Below are 23,958 nucleotides of genomic sequence, written 5' to 3'. Positions count from 1 at the left end.
TCTTGTTATAAAGGTTAATACTCTTTTTAACCCAAAAGACACTTACAATGATTTATACAATTACACACCTACAAAATAGACCACCAAAACCCACTATCAGTATTGATTTGTTTTTAAGATGAAGTAAAAAAGAAAGGTAGTCATAAAATAAAAACACTAAACCGAAACACTATCCATCTAAAAGCTGCAGCACTCACTCTTTGCACCTAAATAAAATCACAGACTATTCACAATGCACGTTAAAAAAAACAAGTCTCAAACATAATAAAACTATCTAATTATCTTGAAATGCCGACCCCGAACTATCGAGAATCTATCCTAAAATTTGAAATGAAGGCACCGTAAAATTTTAAGCTGTTTAAGCTAACAAAACGAATGAATTGACAACTGATCTCTCCAGCAAGTTCCTAAAATTTAGGAGCACAATGATAAATGTAGATAGAAAGTCGTAAGCCTAGACTTTTTTGTTTCTTTTTTGGGCAATGCAAAAAAGAAAAAGAGTAATAAATAAAACACTTAATCGAAACACTATTAATCTAAAACAAACCAAAAAAATCTAATCTGATTTTAGTACGCTTAAAAACTAGGTATTAAATCAGTATTACTTATTTTCTTAAGATAAATCAATCCCACCCCCTTTAGGGTTGGGGTAAAGAAATTGAGATGCGTTTCTTTAACTCCCTAAATCCCCTAAAAGGGTCCTTCATTACGTAGGTAAATCTATCTCCGCCCTTTAAGGTTGGGGTAAAGAAATTAAAATGCATTTATTTAACTCCCTAAATCCCCTAAAAGAGACTTTCATTACGTAGGTAAATCCATCTCCGCACTTTAGAGTTGGGGTAAAAAAATTGAGATATGTTTCTTTCACCCCTAAACCCCTTAAAAAAAACTTTCATTACGTAGGTAAATCAATTTACACCCTTTAGAGATGGGGTAAAGAAATTGAAATGCGTTTATTTAACTCCCTACCCCCCCCCTAAAAGAGACTTTCATTACGTAGGTAAATCCATCTCCGCCCTTTAAGGTTGTGGTAAAGAAATTGAGATAAGTACTAGTAAACCACAATAACGAAGTAAACTAAAATCATACATAAACATTCAAAATAAGAGTAGCAACCTCCAAAAAAAACCTCAGAAATTGCTACTGTATTTTAATCCTTAAAAATAATATCTTAGACTTTTAAATCCTCAAGGCTGTTCATAAAATCAATAATAGCTTTAATTTCATCATCGGAAAGGTTTAACGCATCCGAAGGTAACGTTTGATGCTCTAATTGAATCCCTAAAGCACTTCCGCCGCCATTATTATAAAAGGTCATTACCTCATCTAAAGTTTTATATACGCCGTTATGCATATACGGTGCGGTAAGCGATACATTTCGTACTGTAGACGTTTTAAAAAAGTGTTTTCTAGAATCGGTATTAAACAAATAATAGCGGCCTAAATCCGGAGAAATTTCTGCCATTGCTCCAGTGGTTTCTGGAACGCCTAAAGCTTCAAATTCTGTTTCTGTAAAGTTAGGGGGTACCGTACCATTAAAAACAGGTGCAAAATGACAAGTGGCACATTTCGCTTTTCCCATAAACAGATTAAAGCCTCTTATTTCACTTTCTGTAATGGTATGTTCTACTCCATTAATATTATTATCGAATTTAGAATTAAAAGCATTTAGACTTCTTATATAGCTAGCGATAGCATTGCGAATGGTATTGCCATCTATTTTATTATCGTATATTTTTTTAAATATAGCAACATAAGTCGTATCGTTTTCGACCGCTTTTCTCATCGTTTCTAAATCACTATGAAACTCTTTTTCGTTTTTTACAACGGCTGCCACTTGCCCTTCTAAACTGCCAGCCCGACCATCATAAAAGAAACTTTGTTGTAAAGCGGCATAGGTTAAGGTTGGCGAATTTCGGCTTTGGTTCGCAGAAATGGGTAATCCATCGGTAAACGCCTTGTCTTTATGGTGACACGATGCACAGTTTAGATTTTGTTTGGTAGACAAGCGCTTGTCGTTAAAAAGCTGCTTTCCTAATGCTATTTTCTCTGCTTTATACACGGTAGTTTGTTTATAATCTGAAAAGTATTCCATATTAAACGTGCTACTAGAAAATAACGACGTTGCATCGTTACTTATCGCCAGTTGAAATGGATACTCCGCCCCCCAATCCTCTTGGGTCGCTACCAACAATTCTAACTGCTTGTGTGTATGGTTTTTTATAAACCCATACCGGTTAAAACTAGTAAAGTCTGTAGCCAACCCCTTCAGCGTAGACTCTATTTCACGTAACCATTGGTTATACAATTGTAGATTACTAAAACTGTCTTTGTACAACTCTACAATTGTTTTTAATTCTTTGTAAACAATGATCGATTCTTCTAACGAACGCTCTAATATCGGGGAATCAAAACCGGTGGTACCTGTTACTGCCACACGAATTACAGCATCGCGTAGTAACCATAATAAGTGATAATCGCGTAATTGTACTGTAGTATTTTGTGCAATTAATCCTAACCGGTTTCTAGTAAAATTAATAGTATTAGTAATGGTTTGATTTGAAATAGTATCATCATGAAGCTGTTCTTCTAACACCTGAAAACCAAATGGAGCATTCTCTTTAATATCGGTCGCATCTTCTTCCTGTACTCGTAAAATATTAGGTTGATTTAAAGACTTATAATTGTTCTTATCTATAAAAGACAGAATGGGTTCTACACGTTTAAAATAATTTCTAGACTGTATAAAATAGGCTAACTTTCCGACTTTGGTAGTGGCTATATTTACACTATCTAAATACAAATAGCACGTATTTAAATTAGATTTATATTGGGTTTCCAATTGCACTAAAGGGTCTTGTTGTTCGTAAGTAGTACTTGTTTGCTTACAACTGCTTAATATTATAAGCAAAAGACACATACCAAGAGTATGTGTCTTTTTTAATTTAAAAATAGGTGTAATCATATTATCTTTCTAAACCTTGAACAATGTGAATAACACTTCCTTCCGTACTTGCTGTTGGTAACCCATTTGCTTTTGGATCGTTAAAGGCAGGATCATTCCAACCGTGGTTTTGCGTTATTAATAAGAAGGTGCCTTCTACGCCAACAGTATCAGAAACATCTATCATTCCGGTAAGTTCCCAAGGCGAATTAACGGTTCCAACACCATTTAATTGTGCCGTTTCTTGGTCGCACTCTAGTACTGTTTTTAATGCCCCAGTATTTAAGTTGTATTGGTATAAACGTGCAAAGTGTGTTTTATCAGCCGTATCAAAATAGCCGTTTAAGTCTTCTTGGATATACGCGTAGTTTTCTGTTACAACAATGTTATCTGGACTATGAAATGTTTTCGCTTTTCCGTTTAGTTTATCACCATCTAACACGCAAGTAATAGTACCTGTTCCAGTTGGATCATTTTCATTTAGAGTCACCTTATAAACGCGACCGTAAAAGGTACCTTTATCTATTAGCGCATCTTTTTTACGACCAGTAACACAGAAGTAAAGTTCTCTATTATCTGAAGCACTACCTCTTCTCCAATCAAGATCTTCTAATCTAGAGAAGCCCATAACACCTTTTGTTTTAGCTTCAGCATCTAACATATTAATTTCGGTTTCTTCTAACTGAACAAAATCCATAGGATACGATTCTCCTTCGGCCATATCCATTTCAAAATTAACCGTAGCATCTAAAACCCGTAAACCAAATAATTGACCACCATATAAATCACCGCGGTCACCCACGTACATACCTAATTGTCCTGAAGGGGTTTCGTTATCAGCATGATCATCACCAATAAAAGCTACTGTTTTATTAGGGTAAGCCTCTTTACCTATAACAACTGCATTCTCTGTAGACCATTGTCCAAACGCGCTTAACATATTAGCATAGGAAGCTGAAGAGGCGTCTTTATAAGGATTAGTAGCAAATACACCTTTTGATGAACCGCCCCACTCTCCTCCTGAAAGATATATAGGTCCAAATCCGTGCTCTTCTGGTGTGATTAAACTTCCTGAGCATTGCGCAGTATAAGCGGTTGCTTCTGCGTTTAAAATGTATTCCCCGTGAACCGGTTTAAAAGTGTTATCTAAAGTTATTCTAGCGATAGAATAATCACCTTCAATATTATTGATTAAAGTAAACGTCTCATCCTGATTTTTAAGTAATCCTGCCCCATCGGCTAAAGAACCATAAACAAAATCTGGTGAGTCCGGCAATTGATCTTCAGAAGATAATAAAGGATAAATTTTGACATTGGAAAAAGCAGGGTCTAACTTTAAATAATTGCTCGTTACAGAATGTGCTTTCAGTGCTACAGAATTTGTCGTGTCATTAACCTCTTCAACGCCAAAATTGTCATCATCACTCTTGCAGGATGCTAATGATAAAAAGGACAAAGACAGAAGACTTAATGTGTGTAATCTTTTCATAGTATTGTGTTAATTATTAGTTTGTCAAATTAACAACGAGAAGATTACTGTAAGCTTACCTGTAGTTTACTAGATTGTGAACAAAAAAAAGATATGTTATATAAAAGTAAAGCTTACTTTTTACCGGTTAACTATAAGAAATAAGAGTATTTTATAAGAATTTGAAACAAAAAAAAGCAGTACATTACATACTGCTTTTTTAACTATTTATTACTTATTCGGTTAAGCTTTATTTAAGCGTATCATTCCGATTTTGTTTAAAACTAACATAATGCAATAGGTAATATCAACCTCAAACCAACGCACTCCAAAATTAGCACGTCCGCTATGTTTATGGTGATTGTTGTGGTATCCTTCACCCATCATCAAGAAATCAAATGGCAATAAGTTTTTAGAAGTGTCACTCACCTTAAAATTAACATACCCATAAATATGAGCAAACCAGTTAATAATAACACCGTGTATTGGCGCCATTAAAAAGGCTACGGGTAAAAATAACCAATGCCACCAAACACTTGCAAAAATAATGAAAAACGTCGTGTATAAAGCACCCCAAACCAATCGCGAAATACGAGAGCTCGCAAACTTATCAAACCGTTCCCACTGTGGTACGTTTTTAGTAAACTTCTCTGCTACTGGTATACGCTTTTTATTAATATCTTGATAAATATTTTTGGTGCGCCACATCATAGTAAACACATTAGCATCGTATTTTGGTGAATGCGGATCTTTCTCAGTATCGGCATACGCGTGATGCATTCTGTGCATAACACCGTAACCGTAAGCGCTTAAATAATTTGAACCTTGAAATAACCAAGTTAAGAAAAAACAAGCGCGTTCTCCAAACTTAGACATTTTAAAGGTTTGGTGTGCTGCATAACGGTGTAAAAAGAAGGTTTGAAAGAATAAACCAACGTACCACAGAACTAACATTAATATTAAAATCTCCATATTCGATTTTTTTTTACAAAGTTCGGGAGGTTTTTCAGTTTTTCAAATGAACCAAGGTTAAGAAATTTGCTTGCGAATACGGCTTAATGCTTGTGGGGTAACCCCAATATAGGAGGCAATATATTTTAACGGAATCTCTTTTATTAGCTTCGGGCGATCAGTAAATAGTTTTAAATAGCGCTCGGTTGCTGTTTCGTTTAATAACGATTGTTCGCGTTTAGATTTAATTAAAAACAAACGCTCAGAAGATAAACGTCCAATTAAATTGCCAATAACCGAGTTTTTATATACCTCCTGTAAATCGGCATACGAAATACTCCACATTGAAATTGCGGTTAACGCTTCAATTTGATACAACGACGGTTTGCGTAGCAGAAAAGAATCGTAGGCACTAATAAATTCATTTTGAAAACAAAAGCCAAAGGTAATATCCTTTTCGATATCTTCCTTAGGAATAACAAATCGTGCGATGCCTTTATCTATAAATGAAATATAATTTTCGGTCTCGCCCATATCAAGAATGTGCGCTTTCTTTTTAAAAGAACGGAGAGTTAGTTTCGAGGAAAAAAACTGCCAATCTTCTTCACTTATCGACACCGTTTCTTCTATGTATTCTCTAATATTAAGCATAACTTGATTTCTTTAACAAAGAACGCTATTTATTCTTTTTAAATGAAAAAATAAGGCCTAATTTAAACTTAAAAGTGGTGTTTTTACATAAAAAAAAGACGTTTCCTTTAAAAACGTCTTTTTAATCTCAAAGATAAGTGAGTCGTGATTTAAAATACTAAATCGACTACTAAATCAAATTCATCGTAAATAGTTTTATCTTTTAAGCCATCGAAAAAACTAGCCGATCCATAACGTACACCATATTTTGTACGGTCTACTTTTAACGTTGCCGTCGCTTTATTACCATAAACCGAAAAGTTAACATCCACTGGTGCTGTTTGGCCTTTAATCGTTAAATCGGCAGTTACAGTGTATGCGTTTTTACCACTAGCAGTAACCGCTGTAAATACTAATTGAGCAGTTGGGTGTTTGGCCACCCCAAAGAAATCATCAGATTTTAAATGGCCATCTAGTTTACCTTTGTACTCCCCTTCTAAATCCGTACTGCTTATTGTAGTCATATCCATCACAAAAGCGCCACCAGTTAAAACCGCATTTTCAAAATGTAATTCACCAGATTGTATCGCGATAGTCCCTTCGTGAGACCCCGTTACTTTATATCCTTTCCAAACTACTTGGCTTTCCTCTGTTTTAATAACCTTTTTTTCGGTATTTGAAGTAAAAGAAAAGCTTAAAAAAGCTACTAATACAGCTACTACTCCTGTTTTAATAAAATGTTTCATCGTTTTAAAATTTAAGTTTGTTTTAATGTATACCACAAAGATATGCCCTTTAGACGTCTTAGAAAATAAGCTAGTTTATAAAAAAATAGTAATCTAGTTTAATATTTTACGGCTTGAGGAGTTCTTTTTTAACCTTACTTAAGAATTCTTTGGTAAACCCTAAATACGATGCCAACATATACTGCGGAATGCGTTGTTCAATTTGCGGATATTTTGAATGAAATAATTGGTAACGTTCTTTTGCTGAAAGACTAAAATTTTGAATGATGCGTTTTTGGGAAGCGACAAACGCTTGTTCTATAATTTTTCTGAAGAAGCGCTCCAACTTTGGGATGCCCTCAAAAAGTGATTCTATAGTCTCATAGGGAAACTGAATAACTTCTGAGGCTTCAAGACACTGCACATTAAAATCGGAAGGGGTTTGCGAAACAAAACTCCCTAAATCGGACGTCCACCAATCTTCAATCGAAAACATTACAATGTGCTCCTGACCATCATTATCTACAAAAAACATTTTAGTGCAGCCGGAAAGTATAAAACACTGCGTCGTGCTTATGTCGCCTTGTTGCAAAATATACTGCCCCTTTAAGTATTTCCTGTAGTCTATTTTAGAACATAAAAAGACTTCTTCCTCCTCAGAAAGCGTAACGTGTTTCCGAATATAATTCAATAAAGGTTTTGCGTGCTCCATAGCTTTCATCGTCATTGACAAAGATATTATAACAGGGTCTTATTTTAACATAATATTGCAGTTAAAAAAAATGAATTGCCTTCATTTAAAAGCTATTTTTGCGGAATGCAGAAAAACAAACCTCTAAACTTAGAATTTGTGGGTTTAATGGCGGCATTAATGTCTATTGTCGCGTTAACCATTGACGCCATTTTACCGGCCATCTCAAAAATAGGAATTGCTATTAATACTTACGACTCCGCGTCGCATCAATTATTAATTACAATGATATTTCTAGGTTTAGGTGTTGGTCAGTTGGTATTCGGTCCTTTTTCAGATAGTTTCGGACGAAAACCTACCGTCTATATTGGATTTTCTGTTTTTGTGGTGGCCAGTATTATTTGTGTGCTATCGCCATCGCTAGAGTGGATGGTGTTTGGGCGTATTTTACAAGGTATCGGTTTATCGGCACCGCGAACCATTAGTATTTCTATAATTCGCGATACGTATAAAGGCGATTATATGGCGAAAATAATGTCTTTTGTAACTTCTGTATTTATTTTAGTTCCTGTTATTGCACCTGCATTAGGCAAGTTTGTATTGGATCATTACAATTGGAAAGGTATTTTCTACGTGCAATTGGTAATGGCAATTATCGTTTGTATATGGTTTTGGAGACGCCAACCAGAAACACTAAAACCAGAATTTAAAACCAAGTTTACAAGGCGCGTGTTCGGTAGCGGATTAAAAGAGCTTTTAAAGCACAAAGAAACAATGGGATTTACACTAATCTCAGGATTTATAACGGGTGCCTTTATGGTGTATTTAAGTGCATCACAACACATTTTCGAAAATCAATACGGATTAGTAGAAGAGTTCCCTTTCATTTTTGCAGGACTTGCTACAGGGATTGGTGTATCGACTTTATTAAACGGAACGCTAGTGATGCGCTTGGGAATGCGTCGCTTATCCTTTTTGGCCCTTATCGTTTTTACACTAAATGCGTTCGTTTATATACTGTTGTTTTGGTCTACTGCCAACCCAAGCTTACCCATTTTATTACTCTTTATGGGAATTCAGTTCTCTACTATAGGTTTTATTTTCGGAAATATTAGAGCAATAGCTATGGAACCCATCGGTCATATTGCGGGTATTGGCGCCGCTATTACTGGTTTTGCAGCAACACTTTTAGCCGTTCCTATTGCTACAGTCATTGGTTATTATGTAAATAGTACAGCACTACCGCTATTTGTAGGCTTTACTATTTTTGGAGTGCTTTCTCTTAGTGTTTTTATTAAAATGAAATCCTTTAAAAAAATAGCCATCACAAGCTAACAAACACTTAAAACTCGAGAACCGTAATCTGCAGTCTACCCCATTCTTTATGCTAGTCTTTAATAAAAATGGTCGATAAAAGAAGCACTACGATTAGTTTAAAAGGTGAGAATTAGGTATATATATATATATATATCTCGAAGTTAACGAAATTTTAAAAGGATTAAAGCTATAGTCGGAAGAGCTATTTAATATATATAACATACTAAAAGTTGAAATTTATAGTCTATTATTGGATTTTTATTTAACTTTAAAAAGATGAAACGGAAAATAAAAGTTCTATATATTGTTTTTAGTGTCATAGCATTGTCTTTGGCTTTATGTTCTATATTTTCCATTTTGAGGAATACAGAAAGCCGATACTTGAAAATGCTTGATTTTCCACGCATTCAATTATTCATCGCATTATTTATCTGCTTGCTACTCTTTGTAGTTGCGTTGAAACGGTGGAAATGGTATGACTATATGCTAAGTAGTTTAATGTTACTTGGTTTAATTATTAATGGCTCTTATTTAATCCATTATACGCGTTTAGTCTCTGTAGAGGTGCCATTCGCAGAAAAAGTAGTAGCCACAGATACCAAAGTGAGTCTTTTAATTACTAATGTAAAAATGACAAATCGAAATGCTCAAGACTTACATAAATTGATTGCACTGAAACAACCCGATTTAATTTTGGCTATGGAGGTAGATAAGTGGTGGGATACTAACCTTAAAGTTTTAAAGAATGACTATCCCTATTCGCAGCATACTACTAATGCGGTTACTTATGGTATGGTTGTGTACAGTAAATTACCCTTAAACAATCTCGTAGTTCATTACTTGAACAACAAAAATGTTCCTTCTTTTGAAAGCACTATAACCCTCGAGTCTGGTAAGCAAATCAAATTTTATTCAGTGCATCCGGTCCCTCCCACTCATTTTAAAGATTTGCCCGACAATGCCGGTCAGGAAGAAAATGCGTTAAAAAATTTGGGCAAAAAAATTAGTGAGCAAAAATTACCAGTTATAGTCGCAGGAGATTTAAACGAGGTCGTTTGGTCTTATGTTGATGAATTAACAGGAACAAAGAATGTACTTTATGATGTTAGAGTGGGTCGAGGTTTTTATAATAGTTATAACGCAGAAAACCCTTTTATGAGATGGCCTTTGGATCATATTTTTGTGACGAAAGAATTTAAATTAAAAAGATTGGAACGCTTATCAAAAATGGGATCAGATCATTTTCCTATTTTAGTAGAGTTGGTTTTATGAGTGCGTTTAAGTAGACTGTTCTTTTACCCTAAAAAGGTCTTTTGTAATAAATTATGAGTAGCTATTACTCCAATAAGAATCTTCCATTAAATAATGTGCCTTCAAAAAGAATGGAAGCGCCAAATTTATAAAGATGTCGACACGACTTAAATCGGACAAAAAATTATCTGTATTCAATTGTATTTAGAGCTGAAACATTATGTTTAAACTCTAAATGCGATAAATTATGTAAACATAAATTAGATAAAAAGTCCGCCAGTATCTCAGGTCAAATCTCACACGTTATCACACACAATTAATAAAATAATTTTAACCAATACTGTAAAGTTAAGAACTCTATGTGCTACTGGGCTCAATAAACCAAAATTGCACATTCTGCCTAATCTTAAAATAAAAGATAACACCTACCGAAAGGTTCTAAAATATTTTATATTTCTCTTCAAATCGTTATTAAGAGTAAAAACTTTTACAAGTCAAAAATTTCAATATATCGAAATACAGTTACAAAATGTTTAATAATTAACTGTTCAACGGCATTCTAAATTAAAACGAACATATATCAGTTTTAGCAACCGAGAAAAGACTAATATTGACGCTGAAATGCAAGTTGTGCGATTTCATTCGAACAAAAAAGCGAAATTCAAGAAATTAACTCCTGTTAGTTATAACCAAATCCCATAAAAATGAATTAATGACATTACAAATTTACCATTTTAAGTAGGCCTTAGTACTTACCTATTTCGTAGGCGCAACAATCATTCTCTGCGCTAAGAATGGTTAACTGAGAACAACCCTGTACTTCACTCTTAAAACAAGCTAAAAAAAGTCTTATCTAAGTATTTATGAAAATAGAAACCCCTTCACCTATAATTACTTAACGACAATTTACTTTGTCCAAAAATAAAATACGTAGAACTACGTATTGTGATAAAATAGATGAAAAACTAAATTTGCACGAAAATGACCACAAAAACTTATACTTATTGAGACCTAATCACATAGGCGACAAAACCAAATATCTTAACGTATTACTAATAATTAAATCTTATAAAAATCAATTAATGAAATTCCAAATCACCCAACTTAAGTACGCCTTAGTACTTCCCATATACATAGGTGCAACAACTATTCTATGTGCTCAGAATGGTGATACAAGAGGAGCGCAAGTCTCGACTTTTAAAACTAATCTTACCGTAAATTCTACACAAGATGTAGAATCTTTTAGATTGAATCAAGAAAATGATCAACAGCAGATTATTGAGCAATGTTTAAGATTCCAACCTTTATTAAATAAAATACCTGCCGATGTGAAAGACAATATGAAAACTTATTTCATTTTAAATAAAGCTTTAACTATTGAATTATCTTCTCATTTAAAATTAGAAGGTATGCCAATAATTACGATCTCTGATGATAAAATCAGTTCAACTAAATCCTATTATAAGTTCCTTTACATAAAGATTGAGAAAAATAAAGCTTGGGTTAGATATATTTTTACTTATGCAAAAGATAATGTTAAAAAAACAATTCCAATGTCCATTGAGTTTACAAAAAATAATTCCATTTGGAAAGAATCTAACTATCAAATATTAAAATAATATTATGAAAAAACTTACTTTTTTGTTTTTGTTCTTAGTTACTTTTATGAATGAAGGCTTTGCTCAATCTCCTTTGTGTGAATCAACAGCAATTAATTTTTGTTGTGAATATGTTGAGTTCGTAACAATTAATGGTGTCACACGAGCCGGAAACACAGATTATACAGGACCGGGTTATTATGACTATACAAATGAAATTTTAACTAATTTAATAGCAGGTAATACTTATCCTGTAAGCATTGTCGTAAATACAGATTCTAGTTATCAAGAATATATAAAAATTTAGTTTGATTTTAATGGAAATGGTGTTTTAAGTGATGCTAACGAGTTAATTTTTGATCAGTCCAGTACAGTTAATGGATCATACACCTTTACAGGTACTTTTACAGTCCCTACATCAGCTTTTAACGGCGATGTTTATTTAAGAGTTATGATGGTATATGATTCAACGCCAGTTTTATGCGGTAATTACTCTTATGGCAACACATTAGATTTCAAAGCAAATATTTCAGGAGGAACCACATCTGAGACTTTAACCGTAACCACAGTGAATACTGGAGGTTCAGGAGTTGTCGTTAGTTCACCGGTAGGCATTGATACCGCTTTAGGATTGGACTCAGCAAATTATACTTTAAATTCATTGATTACATTAACAGCTACACCTAATGGAAGTGATAACTTTATAGGATGGTCAGGTGATGCAATAGGTTTAACTAATCCATTAACGGTTACAATGGATGAGTCCAAGAGCATTAATGCTAACTTTGGGTCAGCAAATGCAAGCCCTACCATTTCGAATATTTCGAATATAACTGATTGTCCTGAAACAGCTATAGTGGGTCCTTTAAATTTTACTATTGGAGATATAGAATCTAATTCTTCTGATTTAATAGTTTCTGCAACTTCCTCAAATATTAGTTTAATTCCTAATGCTAATATCTCCCTAGGAGGATCAGATGAAAATAGAGTCATTACCTTAACACCTAATTCAAATGAGTCAGGCACATCGACAATTACTGTTAAAGTAACAGATGAAGAAGGTGCAATGACATCCACAACTTTCAATGTAACATTGGCAGATTCCATAATACCAACATTAACTGCGGTAGATAACATTACCGAAAATGTAGACGCAAGTTGCGAATTCTCTATTCCAGAGTATTCAGGATTAACAACAGCTACCGATAATTGTGGAACCGCAACTCTAAGCCAATCACCAACTGTGGGCACTGTAATTAGTGGGTACAATACGGTGCAAACCATTACCCTTACGGCAGATGACGGCAACGGAAACACAAACACTACAACTTTCGATGTAACATTGGCAGATTCCATAATACCAACATTAACTGCGGTAGATAACATTACCGAAAATGTAGACGCAAGTTGCGAATTCTCTATTCCAGAGTATTCAGGATTAACAACAGCTACCGATAATTGTGGAACCGCAACTCTAAGTCAATCACCAACTGTGGGCACTGTAATTAGTGGGCACAATACCGTGCAAACCATTACCCTTACGGCAGATGAAGGCAACGGAAACACGAACACCACAACTTTCGATGTAACATTGGCAGACGTAACAGCTCCAACAGCTGTAACACAAAACATTACAGTACAACTAAATGCAGCTGGAACGACAACCATAACACCTCAACAAATTAATAATGTTTCAACGGATGCTTGTGGAATTGAAAGTTTCAGTTTAGATATCACGTCGTTTTCTTGTGAAAACATTGGAGGAAATACAGTGACTTTAACGGTAACAGATTTTAATGGTAATAGTGATACTGCTACAGCAATTGTGACTGTAGAGGATACTGTGGCCCCATCGATTATAACTCAAGATATTGTTGTAGAATTAGATGAAAACGGAGTAGCAAGTATTACTCCTTCACAAATAGATAATGTATCAACAGATAATTGTGGTATTGCTACCTATCTTTTAGATATCTACGACTTTTCGTGTGTAAACCTTGGTTCAAATACAGTGACTTTAACAATAACCGACATCAATGGTAATGAATCACAAGCTACAGCGACAGTCCAAGTTGAAGATAATATTGCTCCTATTGCGTTAGCAATTACGCCTTTCACTATTCAATTGGATGAAGAAGGAACTGCTATTTTCATTAATGCTGATACTATAGATAATGGTTCAACTGATAATTGTTCAATAGCATCAATGACTATCGACTTAGATACTTTTACATGTGATAACTTAGGAGATAATACGGTTACTTTAACCGTAATAGATTCTAGTGGCAATAGCTCGATAGCAGAAACAATAATTACAGTAGAAGACAATATATTACCAGTACTTTTTACTCAAGACTTAACCATAGAGCTAGATGAAAACGGTTTAGGAAGTGTTATCGCAGAAGAGTTTATAGTTGAAAGTTATGATAATTGTAGCATCTCAAGCCTAATTATTGACCAAAGTAATTTTGACTGTGCTGACTTAGGAGATTACTCAATTAACTTGACAGCGACCGACTCTTCAGGAAATGTGTATACAGAAATTGTAATACTAACCGTAACTGGTAGTGATTTCGACGGAGATTTAATAGCTGACTCTTGCGATTTTGATGACGATAACGACGGTATTCTCGACTACAATGATAGTTCTCCTTTTGTTAGTGAACCATTAATAGTTCCAGCTGAGGCATTCACACCAAATGGTGATAATATAAATGATTTATGGTTAATTCCAGGGATTGATAGCTACACCAATTCTATTGTTAAAGTTTATAACAAGTGGGGTCATGAGGTGTATGCGTCTAAAGGCTATAAAAACGATTGGAACGGAATTTATAAATCTAATTCCGAAAAAGTTCCGCCCGGGTCTTACTTGTATATAATTGACCTAGGAAATGGTTCAGCAATATTACAAGGTTGGATATTTATCAATTATTAATAAAAAAACGTCAATTAAATGAAATATTTATATAAAGTTATTTTAATGTTGGGCTTATTTATAGCCACGACAGTAAGTGCTCAACAAGACCCTAGCTATACAATGTACCGTTATAGTATGAATTTAATAAACCCCGCGTACGCCGGAGCCAACGAAACTATTGATTTTGGTGCCAGCGTCCGAAGCCAATGGTCCAATGTTAAAGGAGCGCCGGAAACACAAAGCTTTATTTTTGGAATCCCATTAGGTAAAAATGTAGGGCTTGGTTTATCAATAATTAACGATAAAACCTTTATAGAAAATCAAACATCTGTTGCTTTAGATTTTTCTTATCTTTTAAAGCTAAATGATAATTATGATTTATATTTTGGTATTAAAGCAGGATTAAACTCTTACGATGCAAACACGAGGGGTTTAATAACATATAGCATAGAACAAGATCCCAACCTTATGAATCTTAGTGGCCAACTCAATCCAAACATTGGAGCTGGTGTTTATTTAAAACATAATGACTGTTTTATATCCTTTTCGGTTCCTAGAATTCTAAGCCCTGACAGATTAGAAGAAGAAAATGGAATAGCCACTGTAGGTACCGATAAAGTTCATGTTTATTTATCTGGAGGCTATAATTTTATTATCACAGAAAATATAATTTTAAAGCCTAGCGTCTTAATTAGATATGTTGAAGCTTCTCCTTTATCTATTGACTTAACTGCTTTATTAGAATTTAATAAATATTTTGATCTCGGTGCCGCTTACAGAATTGATGAAAGCATAAGTGGTCTTTTAATGTTTAAAGCTTCTAATGCATTACAAATAGGTTATGCTTATGAAACACCATTGGAAAATTCAATTAGAAGTATAGACAATGGAACTCACGAGGTTTTAATGAGATTGAGTCTTTAATTTTTCAACACTTACAATAAAAATTAATTATAAAGTAAAAAGAGCATACTTCTCGTATGCTCTTTTTTTTGTTTAAGTCAAATATTGTTCTTTTCTTCTTTGAGATAATAGAAAGTAATAGATGTGATAAATCCACATTATTTCATGACAATTCAAGCCTTTTTGCGCCATTCTCAAAAACGTGTTTAATACTAGATAAATCTATACTTATAAAACCTCTTAAATCTACTATTTAACCAATTACAATTATAGCGAAATATGTAGTTGATAACCATGAGAAGAGTATAACTACTCATCTTACGCCCAAACTCTACAACGCATTCTTAATAATTTCTTCTACACATTCAGGATTTAATAAGGTACTTGTGTCCCCTAAATTAGAAGTATCTTTCTCTGCTATTTTACGTAAAATACGACGCATAATTTTTCCGCTTCTTGTTTTTGGTAATCCCGAAGTAAACTGAATCTTCTCTAGCTTAGCAATCGCTCCAATACGATCTGAAATCAACTGATTTATTTCCTTTTTCAAATTGGAATGATCGCGACTTTCGCCAACATCTTTTAACGTGACGTATGCATATAAAGCACTTCCCTTAATATCGTGAGGGAATCCAACTATAGCCGACTCGGCAACGGCAGGATGCTCGTTAATAGCATCTTCAATAGGTGCAGTTCCTAAATTATGTCCCGATACAATAATCACATCATCCACACGGCCTGTTATTCGGTAGTAGCCAACCTCATCACGCAAAGCACCATCACCAGTAAAATACATATTCTCGTAAGCCGTAAAATATGTTTCTTTATACCGTTTATGATCGCCCCAAATAGTACGTGCAATACTTGGCCAAGGAAATTTTATACACAAGCGTCCTTCCACTTGATTTCCTATTAATTCCTCACCATTATCGCCCATTAAAGCAGGTTGTATTCCAATAAATGGCAACGTTGCATAGGTGGGTTTCGTTGGCGTTACATACGGTATCGGTGTAATCATTATCCCACCATTTTCCGTTTGCCACCACGTATCTATTATCGGACTTTTACCTTTGCCCACATTTTCATTATACCAATGCCAAGCTTCTTCATTAATCGGTTCACCCACCGTCCCTAATACTTTTAATGACGATAAATCGTAATTCTCTATGATTTCCGCACCTTGTTTTGCCAGGGCTCTAATGGCTGTTGGAGCAGTGTAAAATTGTGAAACTTTATGCTTTTGAACGACGTCCCAAAAACGACCGTAATCAGGATAACTGGGTACGCCTTCAAATAAAACGGTAGTTGCTCCATTGGCTAATGGTCCATAAACAATATAACTATGCCCAGTAATCCAACCAATATCTGCGGTACACCAATACACATCATTCTCGCGATATTGAAACGCATTTTTAAAGGTATACGCCGTATATACCATATAGCCAGCCGTAGTATGCACCATCCCTTTAGGTTGCCCAGTGGATCCCGATGTATATAAAATAAACAACGGATCTTCAGCATCCATTATTTCAGCGTCCCCTTCCTTTGAAGCGGCATCTAATAAAGGTTGTAACCATTTATCACGCCCGTCTTTCATTACAATATCCGATTGAATACGTTTTGCTACTAATACTGTTAACACTCCCGGGCAAGAGTCTAAAGCTTCATCAACGATACCTTTTAAATCTATCGTTTTTGCACCTCTGTAAGACCCATCAGACGTAATAACTAACTTACAGTCGCTATCGTTAATTCTAGTGGATAAAGCGGTGGCAGAAAACCCTGCGAAGACCACCGAGTGAATAGCGCCAATACGCGCACAGGCCAGAATAGAAATGGCCAACTCTGGAATCATTGGTACATAAATGCACACACGATCTCCTTTTTTAACGCCTTCCGCTTTTAACACATTAGCAAACTGATTAACACGTTCGTATAATTGTCTGTACGTAATATGCTCTGCGGGATCTTTAGGATCATTCGGTTCGAATAGAATGGCTGTTTTATCGCCTCGAGTCGCCAAATGTCTATCGATACAATTCTCGGTAATGTTTAATTTCGCCCCTTCAAACCACGTTACTTCTGGCGTTTTGAAATCCCATTTTAAAACCGAATCCCACTTTTTACGCCAGAGAAAATGTTCTTCGGCTATTTCTTCCCAAAATTTCTCAGGTTCGCGTACCGATTTACGGTATACTTGAAAATATTCTTCTAAATGTTTTATATGGTAATTACTCATAATAGTACTTTTAACTTTTAAAATTATAAACGTAAAATCATAAAAATAGAAGGTAGTAAATAAACACTAGTGATTTAACTTCATCTTATTAAAATAACGTTTGGCTTCCTTGAGTACTTTTGGTGCTAAAATTAGGGTTGCCAACATTGTTGGTATTGCCATTAGGGCAAAGAAACCGTCGATTAAGTTTATAATTAATCCTAACGAGGTCGTTGCTCCTACTATAATACTCAGAATATAAATATAATTATAATACTTCTTATTATGGGCGCCAAATAGAAAAGACATACATTTTGTACCGTAATACGAATATGAAAATAAAGACGACACGCTAAATACCGCAATACAAAGTAGTAATAAATAATTACCAAACGTTGGTATGGCAGAATCGAAAGCCGAAGCGGTTAAAGAAACCCCATTAGCATCGGTGGTTTGCCAAACGCCCGTAACTAAAATTGCCATTGCCGTTAAAGTACAGACAATAAGTGTATCGATCGCTGGTCCTAACATTGCGACTAACCCTTCCCGAATAGGCTCGGAAGTTTTTGCAGCGCCGTGTGCCATTGGTGCCATACCTATTCCAGCTTCATTACTAAAAGCGCCACGACGAACCCCTAACAAGATTAATCCTCCCGTTAATCCGCCTAAAAACCGATCGCCTTTAAAATAATCGGCAGCAAAAGCATCTGTGAAAATGAGTTTGAAATAGCCAGGAACCACCTCACTATTTAGCACTAAAATATAAAGGATTAACACGAAATACAAAATCACCATAGCCGGAACTAACGTCGAAGCGACCTTACTAATTCTACTAATACCACCTAATATAACGATGCTAGTAATAAGGACTAAAGCACCCGCTATCATTAAATTAGTGTAAGTCGATACTTCCACCCCATTAGGCACCAATAAAATACCATTAATGGCTTGGGTTAATTGGTTCACATTAAAAACGGGTAAGGCACCAACCATCGCACATAAACTAAAAAAGACAGCTAAAGGTTTCCACCGTTTGCCTAAACCTTCAGTAATAAAATACATCGGGCCACCTTGAATATCGCCATTACTATCTTTTCCGCGATACATAACTGCTAAACTCGAAGTAAAGAATTTTGTCGACATACCGATAACGGCACTAATCCACATCCAGAATACAGCACCGGGACCACCAATAGAAATGGCAACGGCTACCCCTGCGATATTCCCCATACCAATGGTAGACGATAACGCAGTGGTTAAGGCCTGAAAATGAGTAATATCTCCCGGGTCGTTGGCATTATCATATTTCCCTAATACTACTTGAATGGCGTGTCCTAAATATCGGAATGGTAAAAACCGAGATAATATGAGCAGATACAATCCGCCACCAATCAACAAAATTAATAAGGGTAAACCCCAAACAAATGACGCAAAGCGCTCTATAATCTCATTAACTAATTGCATATATTGTCTAAGTAAAGTAAGTTTGCATAAATGTATTAAAACTGATTTACTTTTATAACGAAAACTAAATTTTAACACGTTACTAGTAGTCTTAAAATAGGGATTTATAGTGAAACTAAAACGCAAAAAACAACTCGTTACCTATCTAAATATATTAGATAAACCCATTAGGTTTAATCCGTTTGTATTTAATAGAACCTTTTTATTATGGGCGTTATTAGGTGTAATGGGTGGATTGATTGCCAGTTCTTATTGGCTAATTTTAGACTATTTAACGCATACAATTGCTTTTTTTGAAGGATGGCAAGTGATACCTGCAATGACTATTTGTGGGCTTTTGGCAGGATTAATTATTCATTGGATTGGAGATCCGGGCGAGATTCATTTAATAGTGAATAACATCCGTTTTAATAACGGTAAATTGGACCCGAAAAACAATCCGTCTATGGTATTATCTTCTTTACTATGTGTTGCTTCTGGAGGCAGTTTAGGCCCCGAAGCACCTCTAATACAAGTGACAGGATCTACAGGAACATGGTTAGGGAAATTATTCCGACTTAAAGGTGAAGAACTCCGTTCCTTAAGTATTGCTGGAATGGCTTCTGGCTTCACCGCTCTATTTGGTGCGCCACTGGGTGGGAGTTTATTTTCATTAGAAATATTACATCATAAACACGCTGTTGAATATTACAAAGCCATTATCCCAGCGTTGGTAGCCAGTAGTTTTAGTTATGTGGTATTTGCCATTATTATCGAAATAGGTTTGGGATCCACTTGGACGTTATCTGCTTACGAATACGACGGGGTTTTCGATTTTGCTTACGCCGTTTTATTTGCTCTCGCCGGAACCTTTATGGGCTGGCTATTTATTTACTGTACCAAATTTTTTAAAAAAGTGTTTGAACGCTTTACGATTCCTATTTATGTAAAAACAACTATTGGTGGTGTTATTCTGGGAGTAATTGCTTACTATTTACCTTTAACACGCTATTTTGGGCACCACGAAATTAACGAGCTTCTTAGTCAGAGTTTACCCCTAACAACCTTAGTGGCTATTTTAGTTTTTAAAATTATAGCGATTGCCGTAACCGTTACATCGGGCTGGCGTGGTGGATTTATTATCCCATTGTTTTTTGTAGGAACGACCTTAGGACTGATTATTCATCAGCTGTTTCCAAACACTAATCTAACTTTAACGATTGTGAGCTGTATGGCCGGTATAAATGCTTGTGTGACGCGTACGCCAATGAGCACCACGATTTTGTTAGCAACCCTAACCGGATTTTCTTATTTTATCCCTATTCTTTTCGCCAGCTTAACAGGCTATTTTCTAGCGCCAAGAATTCCTTTTATCCGATCGCAGTTGGAAGAAGAAAATGAGTAACGAAAGGATTCTTTTAAAAAGTACAAAAAAAGACCCTGCGAAGGCAAGGTCTTTTTTTTTATTAGTTGAAAGTGTTAAAGAGGTATAAATACTCACTACCTTATAACGTTTTTAAAAACGCTTCTACATTGTTTTGAATACGTTCCTGAATATTAGAAACATCTGCTTTTACAAACGGTTCGCCCATTATGTTTTCGTAAAGCTCGATATATCGTTCTGAAACGGTCGTAATATACGCGTCACTCATTTCTGGAACAGATTGTCCTTTTAGACCTTGAAACTCATTAGCGATTAACCATTGGCGTACAAACTCTTTAGACAATTGTTTTTGGGTTTCTCCTTTATCCTGACGCTCTTGATACCCGTCTGCATAAAAATAACGTGAAGAATCTGGCGTATGGATTTCATCAATTAAAACGATTTTACCACCTTTAGTTTTACCGAATTCGTATTTCGTATCGACTAAAATCAAGCCCCGAGAGGCTGCGATTTCTGTACCACGCTGAAATAATTTACGGGTATAATCTTCTAAGACTAAATAATCCGCTTCGCTAACAATTTCTTTTTTAATGATGTCTTCGCGAGAGATATCCTCATCGTGATCGCCCATTTCTGCTTTGGTAGCTGGTGTAATAATAGGCTCAGGAAACTTATCGTTTTCTTTCATTCCTTCTGGCATAGCAACACCACAAAGTATTCTTTTTCCTGCTTTATATTCGCGAGCTGCGTGACCCGACATATACCCACGAATAACCATTTCGACTTTAAAAGGGTCGCATAAATGCCCAACGGCTACGTTAGGATCGGGAGTCGCAATTAACCAATTTGGCACTAAATCTTCGGTTTGTGCCATAAATTTAGTAGCGATTTGATTAAGGATTTGCCCTTTAAAAGGAATACCTTTTGGCATAACGACATCGAAAGCGCTTAACCTATCGGTAGCGACCATTACTAAAATATCGTTTTCTAAGCTGTAAACGGCTCTTACTTTTCCTTTGTAAACGCTGTGTTGACCAGGGAAATTAAAATTGGAATCTGTAATTGTTTGAGTTGACATTGTTTTTGTTGTGCTGTTGTTGTGTTGTAATAAAAGCGCTAAGGCCTATTCTAATACTAAGGACTTTACCCCTAGCCCTGATTGAGGCTTTGTTGGAGCTCTTTTTTTATTTTTCAAAAATATAAAAAAGCGACTGCCGAAAGCAGGAAATAGCTTCTAATTAAAAAACTAATCTATATTTTCTATTTGCTTGTAAGCACCGATTATTCTCTTGACCAATTTATGACGAATGACGTCTTTTTCGTCTAAGAAAACCATTCCTATTCCTTCTACATCTTTTAATATTAAAAGGGCCTCTTTAAGGCCGGAAACGGTACGTCTTGGTAAATCGATTTGTCCGGGATCGCCAGTGAGCAAAAATTTCGCGTTTTTACCCATACGGGTTAAAAACATTTTCATTTGGTTGTGTGTGGTGTTCTGTCCTTCGTCTAATATTACGAAGGCATTATCTAGCGTACGACCGCGCATAAAGGCTAATGGGGCGATTTGTATGGTACCATTTTCTATATAACTCTCTAGCTTTTCGGCAGGAATCATATCGCGCAGCGCATCGTATAAGGGTTGCATATAGGGATCTAGTTTCTCTTTTAAATCGCCAGGTAAAAAGCCAAGATTTTCGCCCGCTTCTACGGCTGGACGGGTTAAAATAATTCGTTTTACTTCTTTATTTTTTAGTGCTTGAACGGCTAGAGCAACACCGGTATACGTTTTTCCGGTTCCGGCTGGACCTATCGCAAAAACCATATCGTTTTTACGCACGAGCTCCACCAGTTTGCGCTGGTTTGCCGTTTGTGCTTTTATAAGTTTACCGCCAACGCCATGCAGTAGCACTTCGCCACTTTTATCGGATGTTTTATAATCGTCGCTAGTTTCGCTAGTAAGTACTCGCTCTATAACGTTTTCGTCTAGTTTGTTGTATTTGCCGAAATGCTTAATAAGCATGGTAATGCGTTTATCGAATTCTTCTAACAACTCTTGGTCGCCATAAGCCCTAATTTTATTACCTCGAGCGACTATCTTAAGTTTAGGAAAGTACTTTTTTAAGAGTTCTATATTGGCGTTACTATCTCCAAAAAAATCTCTTGGCGTAACTTCTTCAAGTTCTATAATAATTTCATTCAAAAGCGAGACGATTTAATTAAATTAATCTGTTAAGTTTTATTAGTTTTGTTTCCGAAAACTAGCTTAACAAACTTACACAATTTTGTGTTTAATAATAAAAAAAATATCAACAATTAATCCATGGCAATTATTACTTTAACAACAGACTTTGGAGAGAAAGATCACTCTTCTGGCGCGGTAAAGGGAGCTATTTATAGCGAATTACGTGACGTTACGGTTGTTGATATCTCTCATTCTGTGGCACCATTTAGCATTCCGGAAGCCGCTTATATTATTCAAAGTGCGTACAGTAGTTTTCCTAAAGGAACCATACATATTATTGGTATTGATTCTGAGCTTAATATTGAAAATAAGCATATTGCCGTCAAGCTAGACGGCCATTATTTTATTTGTGCTAATAACGGAATTATGAGTATGATTTGTGCCGAAATAGCGCCCGAACAAATTGTAGAAATTAATATTCATGATCGTATAGAATCGAGCTTTCCAGTGTTAGATGTTTTTGTAAAAGTAGCCTGCCATATCGCTCGCGGTGGCACGTTGGACGTGATAGGGAAACGGATAGAACAGATTAAACCCATTACCGAAATTAAGCCACATGTTAACGAAGAGCAATCGCAAATTATTGGAAGTATTATCTATATCGATAATTACGGAAATGTGATTAGTAATATTAAACAATCGTTTTTTGAAGCGATACAAAAAGGGCGCCCGTTTATTATTTCGGCAAGAAACCATAAACTGAAAGCAATACATTCTAAATACAGTGATATTATTAATTTTGATACGCCAGAAAGTGAAAGAAATGATGAAGGCCGTGCACTAGTTGTTTTTAACTCGTCCAGCTATTTAGAAATTGCCATTTATAAAAGTAACACCGTAACCGTAGGTGGCGCAAGTACCTTAATGGGCTTAAAATTAAGAGACACCGTAACTGTAAATTTTATTGAATAACAAATGATAACAACCGACTTAGTACGCATTGTAAAATTAACGTTCGCCGAAGAAAACATTCCTTTATTTTTATCTAATTTCGAACTTGTAAAACAGCGCATTCGCAATTTTGAAGGCTGTAATTTCTTAGAGCTTTACCGCGATAAAAACAATACAAATATCTTTTTTACGTATAGTTATTGGTCTACTGAAGCCGATTTAGAAAATTACCGGCACTCCGCACTTTTTAAAAGTGTTTGGGCAGAAACCAAGCCTTTGTTTTGCGACAAACCAGAAGCTTGGAGCGTAAACAAATTAGCGTCTTTAAAGTAACATTAAAGTCCATAAGTAGGCGTTGCAATAATTAGCAACGCGTTAATAA

At 35.4% G+C, this 23,958-nt stretch carries 19 protein-coding genes and 1 pseudogene; 10 read left to right on the top strand and 10 right to left on the bottom strand.

Annotated features, from left to right (window positions below; all coding sequences use genetic code 11):
* Positions 1-1,171: 1,171 nt before the first annotated feature.
* From ES677_RS01475 to ES677_RS01450, 6 genes are all read right to left on the bottom strand, one after another.
* Entirely contained in the window at positions 1,172-2,965 is a 1,794-nt protein-coding gene (locus tag ES677_RS01475) for a cytochrome-c peroxidase (protein ID WP_148380214.1), read from the bottom strand.
* A 1-nt stretch (position 2,966) separates the two neighbouring features.
* The gene (locus tag ES677_RS01470) at positions 2,967-4,433 is read right to left on the bottom strand and encodes an alkaline phosphatase PhoX (RefSeq protein WP_148380213.1); all 1,467 of its coding nucleotides are present in this window, start codon (positions 4,431-4,433) and stop codon (positions 2,967-2,969) included.
* 222 nt (positions 4,434-4,655) lie between these two features.
* Entirely contained in the window at positions 4,656-5,384 is a 729-nt protein-coding gene (locus ES677_RS01465; RefSeq protein WP_148370371.1) for an acyl-CoA desaturase, read from the bottom strand.
* Between the two features lie 57 nt (positions 5,385-5,441).
* A complete protein-coding gene (locus tag ES677_RS01460; RefSeq protein WP_148380212.1) occupies positions 5,442-6,014 on the bottom strand; it encodes a Crp/Fnr family transcriptional regulator in 573 nt (190 codons plus the stop codon).
* A gap of 149 nt (positions 6,015-6,163) precedes the next feature.
* A complete protein-coding gene (locus ES677_RS01455) occupies positions 6,164-6,739 on the bottom strand; it encodes a YceI family protein (protein ID WP_148380211.1) in 576 nt (191 codons plus the stop codon).
* A 106-nt stretch (positions 6,740-6,845) separates the two neighbouring features.
* The gene (locus ES677_RS01450) at positions 6,846-7,430 is read right to left on the bottom strand and encodes a Crp/Fnr family transcriptional regulator (RefSeq protein ID WP_148370381.1); all 585 of its coding nucleotides are present in this window, start codon (positions 7,428-7,430) and stop codon (positions 6,846-6,848) included.
* 105 nt (positions 7,431-7,535) lie between these two features.
* On the opposite strand from ES677_RS01450, the gene ES677_RS01445 reads away from it, so the two are divergent.
* The 7 genes and pseudogenes from ES677_RS01445 (at position 7,536) to ES677_RS01420 (ending at position 15,419) form a co-directional block, all read left to right on the top strand.
* Positions 7,536-8,744 carry a multidrug effflux MFS transporter gene (locus ES677_RS01445; protein WP_148380210.1) on the top strand — a complete coding sequence of 403 codons (1,209 nt, stop codon included), beginning with the start codon at positions 7,536-7,538 and terminating at the stop codon, positions 8,742-8,744.
* Positions 8,745-9,113: 369 nt separating this feature from the next.
* A complete protein-coding gene (locus tag ES677_RS01440; protein ID WP_246124310.1) occupies positions 9,114-9,998 on the top strand; it encodes an endonuclease/exonuclease/phosphatase family protein in 885 nt (294 codons plus the stop codon).
* Positions 9,999-11,059: 1,061 nt separating this feature from the next.
* Positions 11,060-11,596, top strand: coding sequence for a hypothetical protein (locus ES677_RS01435; RefSeq protein ID WP_148380209.1), 537 nt, complete (start codon positions 11,060-11,062; stop codon positions 11,594-11,596).
* Between the two features lie 4 nt (positions 11,597-11,600).
* Positions 11,601-11,882, top strand: a complete 282-nt coding sequence (locus ES677_RS01430) for a hypothetical protein (RefSeq protein ID WP_148380208.1) — start codon at positions 11,601-11,603, stop codon at positions 11,880-11,882.
* A 12-nt stretch (positions 11,883-11,894) separates the two neighbouring features.
* Positions 11,895-12,353, top strand: a pseudogene (locus tag ES677_RS15785) (GEVED domain-containing protein); the annotation flags it as partial.
* Positions 12,330-14,513, top strand: coding sequence for a T9SS type B sorting domain-containing protein (locus tag ES677_RS15840; RefSeq protein WP_317130600.1), 2,184 nt, complete (start codon positions 12,330-12,332; stop codon positions 14,511-14,513). The pseudogene ES677_RS15785 and the gene ES677_RS15840, both read left to right, overlap by 24 nt.
* An 18-nt stretch (positions 14,514-14,531) precedes the next feature.
* A complete protein-coding gene (locus tag ES677_RS01420; RefSeq protein WP_148380206.1) occupies positions 14,532-15,419 on the top strand; it encodes a PorP/SprF family type IX secretion system membrane protein in 888 nt (295 codons plus the stop codon).
* Between the two features lie 310 nt (positions 15,420-15,729).
* Here the strand turns inward: ES677_RS01420 and acs are convergent, their stop codons facing one another.
* Both acs and ES677_RS01410 read right to left on the bottom strand, forming a co-directional pair.
* Positions 15,730-17,661, bottom strand: coding sequence for an acetate--CoA ligase (gene acs / locus ES677_RS01415; protein WP_262712709.1), 1,932 nt, complete (start codon positions 17,659-17,661; stop codon positions 15,730-15,732).
* Between the two features lie 42 nt (positions 17,662-17,703).
* Entirely contained in the window at positions 17,704-19,080 is a 1,377-nt protein-coding gene (locus ES677_RS01410; protein ID WP_148380205.1) for an alanine/glycine:cation symporter family protein, read from the bottom strand.
* Between the two features lie 109 nt (positions 19,081-19,189).
* Between ES677_RS01410 and ES677_RS01405 the strand changes: the two genes are divergently transcribed.
* Entirely contained in the window at positions 19,190-20,464 is a 1,275-nt protein-coding gene (locus ES677_RS01405) for a chloride channel protein (protein ID WP_148368558.1), read from the top strand.
* 100 nt (positions 20,465-20,564) lie between these two features.
* On the opposite strand, the gene ES677_RS01400 is transcribed toward ES677_RS01405, so the two are convergent.
* Positions 20,565-21,521 carry a phosphoribosylaminoimidazolesuccinocarboxamide synthase gene (locus ES677_RS01400; protein ID WP_148368559.1) on the bottom strand — a complete coding sequence of 319 codons (957 nt, stop codon included), beginning with the start codon at positions 21,519-21,521 and terminating at the stop codon, positions 20,565-20,567.
* A gap of 168 nt (positions 21,522-21,689) precedes the next feature.
* Complete coding sequence (locus ES677_RS01395) at positions 21,690-22,643, bottom strand: PhoH family protein (protein ID WP_148368560.1); 954 nt, start codon at positions 22,641-22,643, stop codon at positions 21,690-21,692.
* Between the two features lie 120 nt (positions 22,644-22,763).
* Between ES677_RS01395 and ES677_RS01390 the strand changes: the two genes are divergently transcribed.
* The gene (locus tag ES677_RS01390) at positions 22,764-23,597 is read left to right on the top strand and encodes an SAM hydrolase/SAM-dependent halogenase family protein (protein ID WP_148368561.1); all 834 of its coding nucleotides are present in this window, start codon (positions 22,764-22,766) and stop codon (positions 23,595-23,597) included.
* A 3-nt stretch (positions 23,598-23,600) separates the two neighbouring features.
* The gene (locus ES677_RS01385; RefSeq protein WP_148368562.1) at positions 23,601-23,909 is read left to right on the top strand and encodes a putative quinol monooxygenase; all 309 of its coding nucleotides are present in this window, start codon (positions 23,601-23,603) and stop codon (positions 23,907-23,909) included.
* Positions 23,910-23,958: the final 49 nt, after the last annotated feature.

Origin of the sequence: Bizionia gelidisalsuginis, assembly GCF_008086185.1 — a bacterium.
GTDB lineage: Bacteria > Bacteroidota > Bacteroidia > Flavobacteriales > Flavobacteriaceae > Bizionia > Bizionia saleffrena.
Note: the sequence above shows the minus strand (reverse complement) of the source record. Positions and strands in the feature narration are given on the sequence as shown.

What these genes read in the sequence shown, in the direction of transcription:
- ES677_RS01475 (WP_148380214.1), bottom strand. Translation starts at nt 2,965, where the DNA reads ATGATTACACCTATTTTTAAATTAAAAAAGACACATACTCTTGGTATG.
- ES677_RS01470 (WP_148380213.1), bottom strand. Translation starts at nt 4,433, where the DNA reads ATGAAAAGATTACACACATTAAGTCTTCTGTCTTTGTCCTTTTTATCA.
- ES677_RS01465 (WP_148370371.1), bottom strand. Translation starts at nt 5,384, where the DNA reads ATGGAGATTTTAATATTAATGTTAGTTCTGTGGTACGTTGGTTTATTC.
- ES677_RS01460 (WP_148380212.1), bottom strand. Translation starts at nt 6,014, where the DNA reads ATGCTTAATATTAGAGAATACATAGAAGAAACGGTGTCGATAAGTGAA.
- ES677_RS01455 (WP_148380211.1), bottom strand. Translation starts at nt 6,739, where the DNA reads ATGAAACATTTTATTAAAACAGGAGTAGTAGCTGTATTAGTAGCTTTT.
- ES677_RS01450 (WP_148370381.1), bottom strand. Translation starts at nt 7,430, where the DNA reads ATGGAGCACGCAAAACCTTTATTGAATTATATTCGGAAACACGTTACG.
- ES677_RS01445 (WP_148380210.1), top strand. Translation starts at nt 7,536, where the DNA reads ATGCAGAAAAACAAACCTCTAAACTTAGAATTTGTGGGTTTAATGGCG.
- ES677_RS01440 (WP_246124310.1), top strand. Translation starts at nt 9,114, where the DNA reads ATGCTTGATTTTCCACGCATTCAATTATTCATCGCATTATTTATCTGC.
- ES677_RS01435 (WP_148380209.1), top strand. Translation starts at nt 11,060, where the DNA reads ATGAAATTCCAAATCACCCAACTTAAGTACGCCTTAGTACTTCCCATA.
- ES677_RS01430 (WP_148380208.1), top strand. Translation starts at nt 11,601, where the DNA reads ATGAAAAAACTTACTTTTTTGTTTTTGTTCTTAGTTACTTTTATGAAT.
- ES677_RS15840 (WP_317130600.1), top strand. Translation starts at nt 12,330, where the DNA reads ATGGATGAGTCCAAGAGCATTAATGCTAACTTTGGGTCAGCAAATGCA.
- ES677_RS01420 (WP_148380206.1), top strand. Translation starts at nt 14,532, where the DNA reads ATGAAATATTTATATAAAGTTATTTTAATGTTGGGCTTATTTATAGCC.
- ES677_RS01410 (WP_148380205.1), bottom strand. Translation starts at nt 19,080, where the DNA reads ATGCAATTAGTTAATGAGATTATAGAGCGCTTTGCGTCATTTGTTTGG.
- ES677_RS01400 (WP_148368559.1), bottom strand. Translation starts at nt 21,521, where the DNA reads ATGTCAACTCAAACAATTACAGATTCCAATTTTAATTTCCCTGGTCAA.
- ES677_RS01390 (WP_148368561.1), top strand. Translation starts at nt 22,764, where the DNA reads ATGGCAATTATTACTTTAACAACAGACTTTGGAGAGAAAGATCACTCT.
- ES677_RS01385 (WP_148368562.1), top strand. Translation starts at nt 23,601, where the DNA reads ATGATAACAACCGACTTAGTACGCATTGTAAAATTAACGTTCGCCGAA.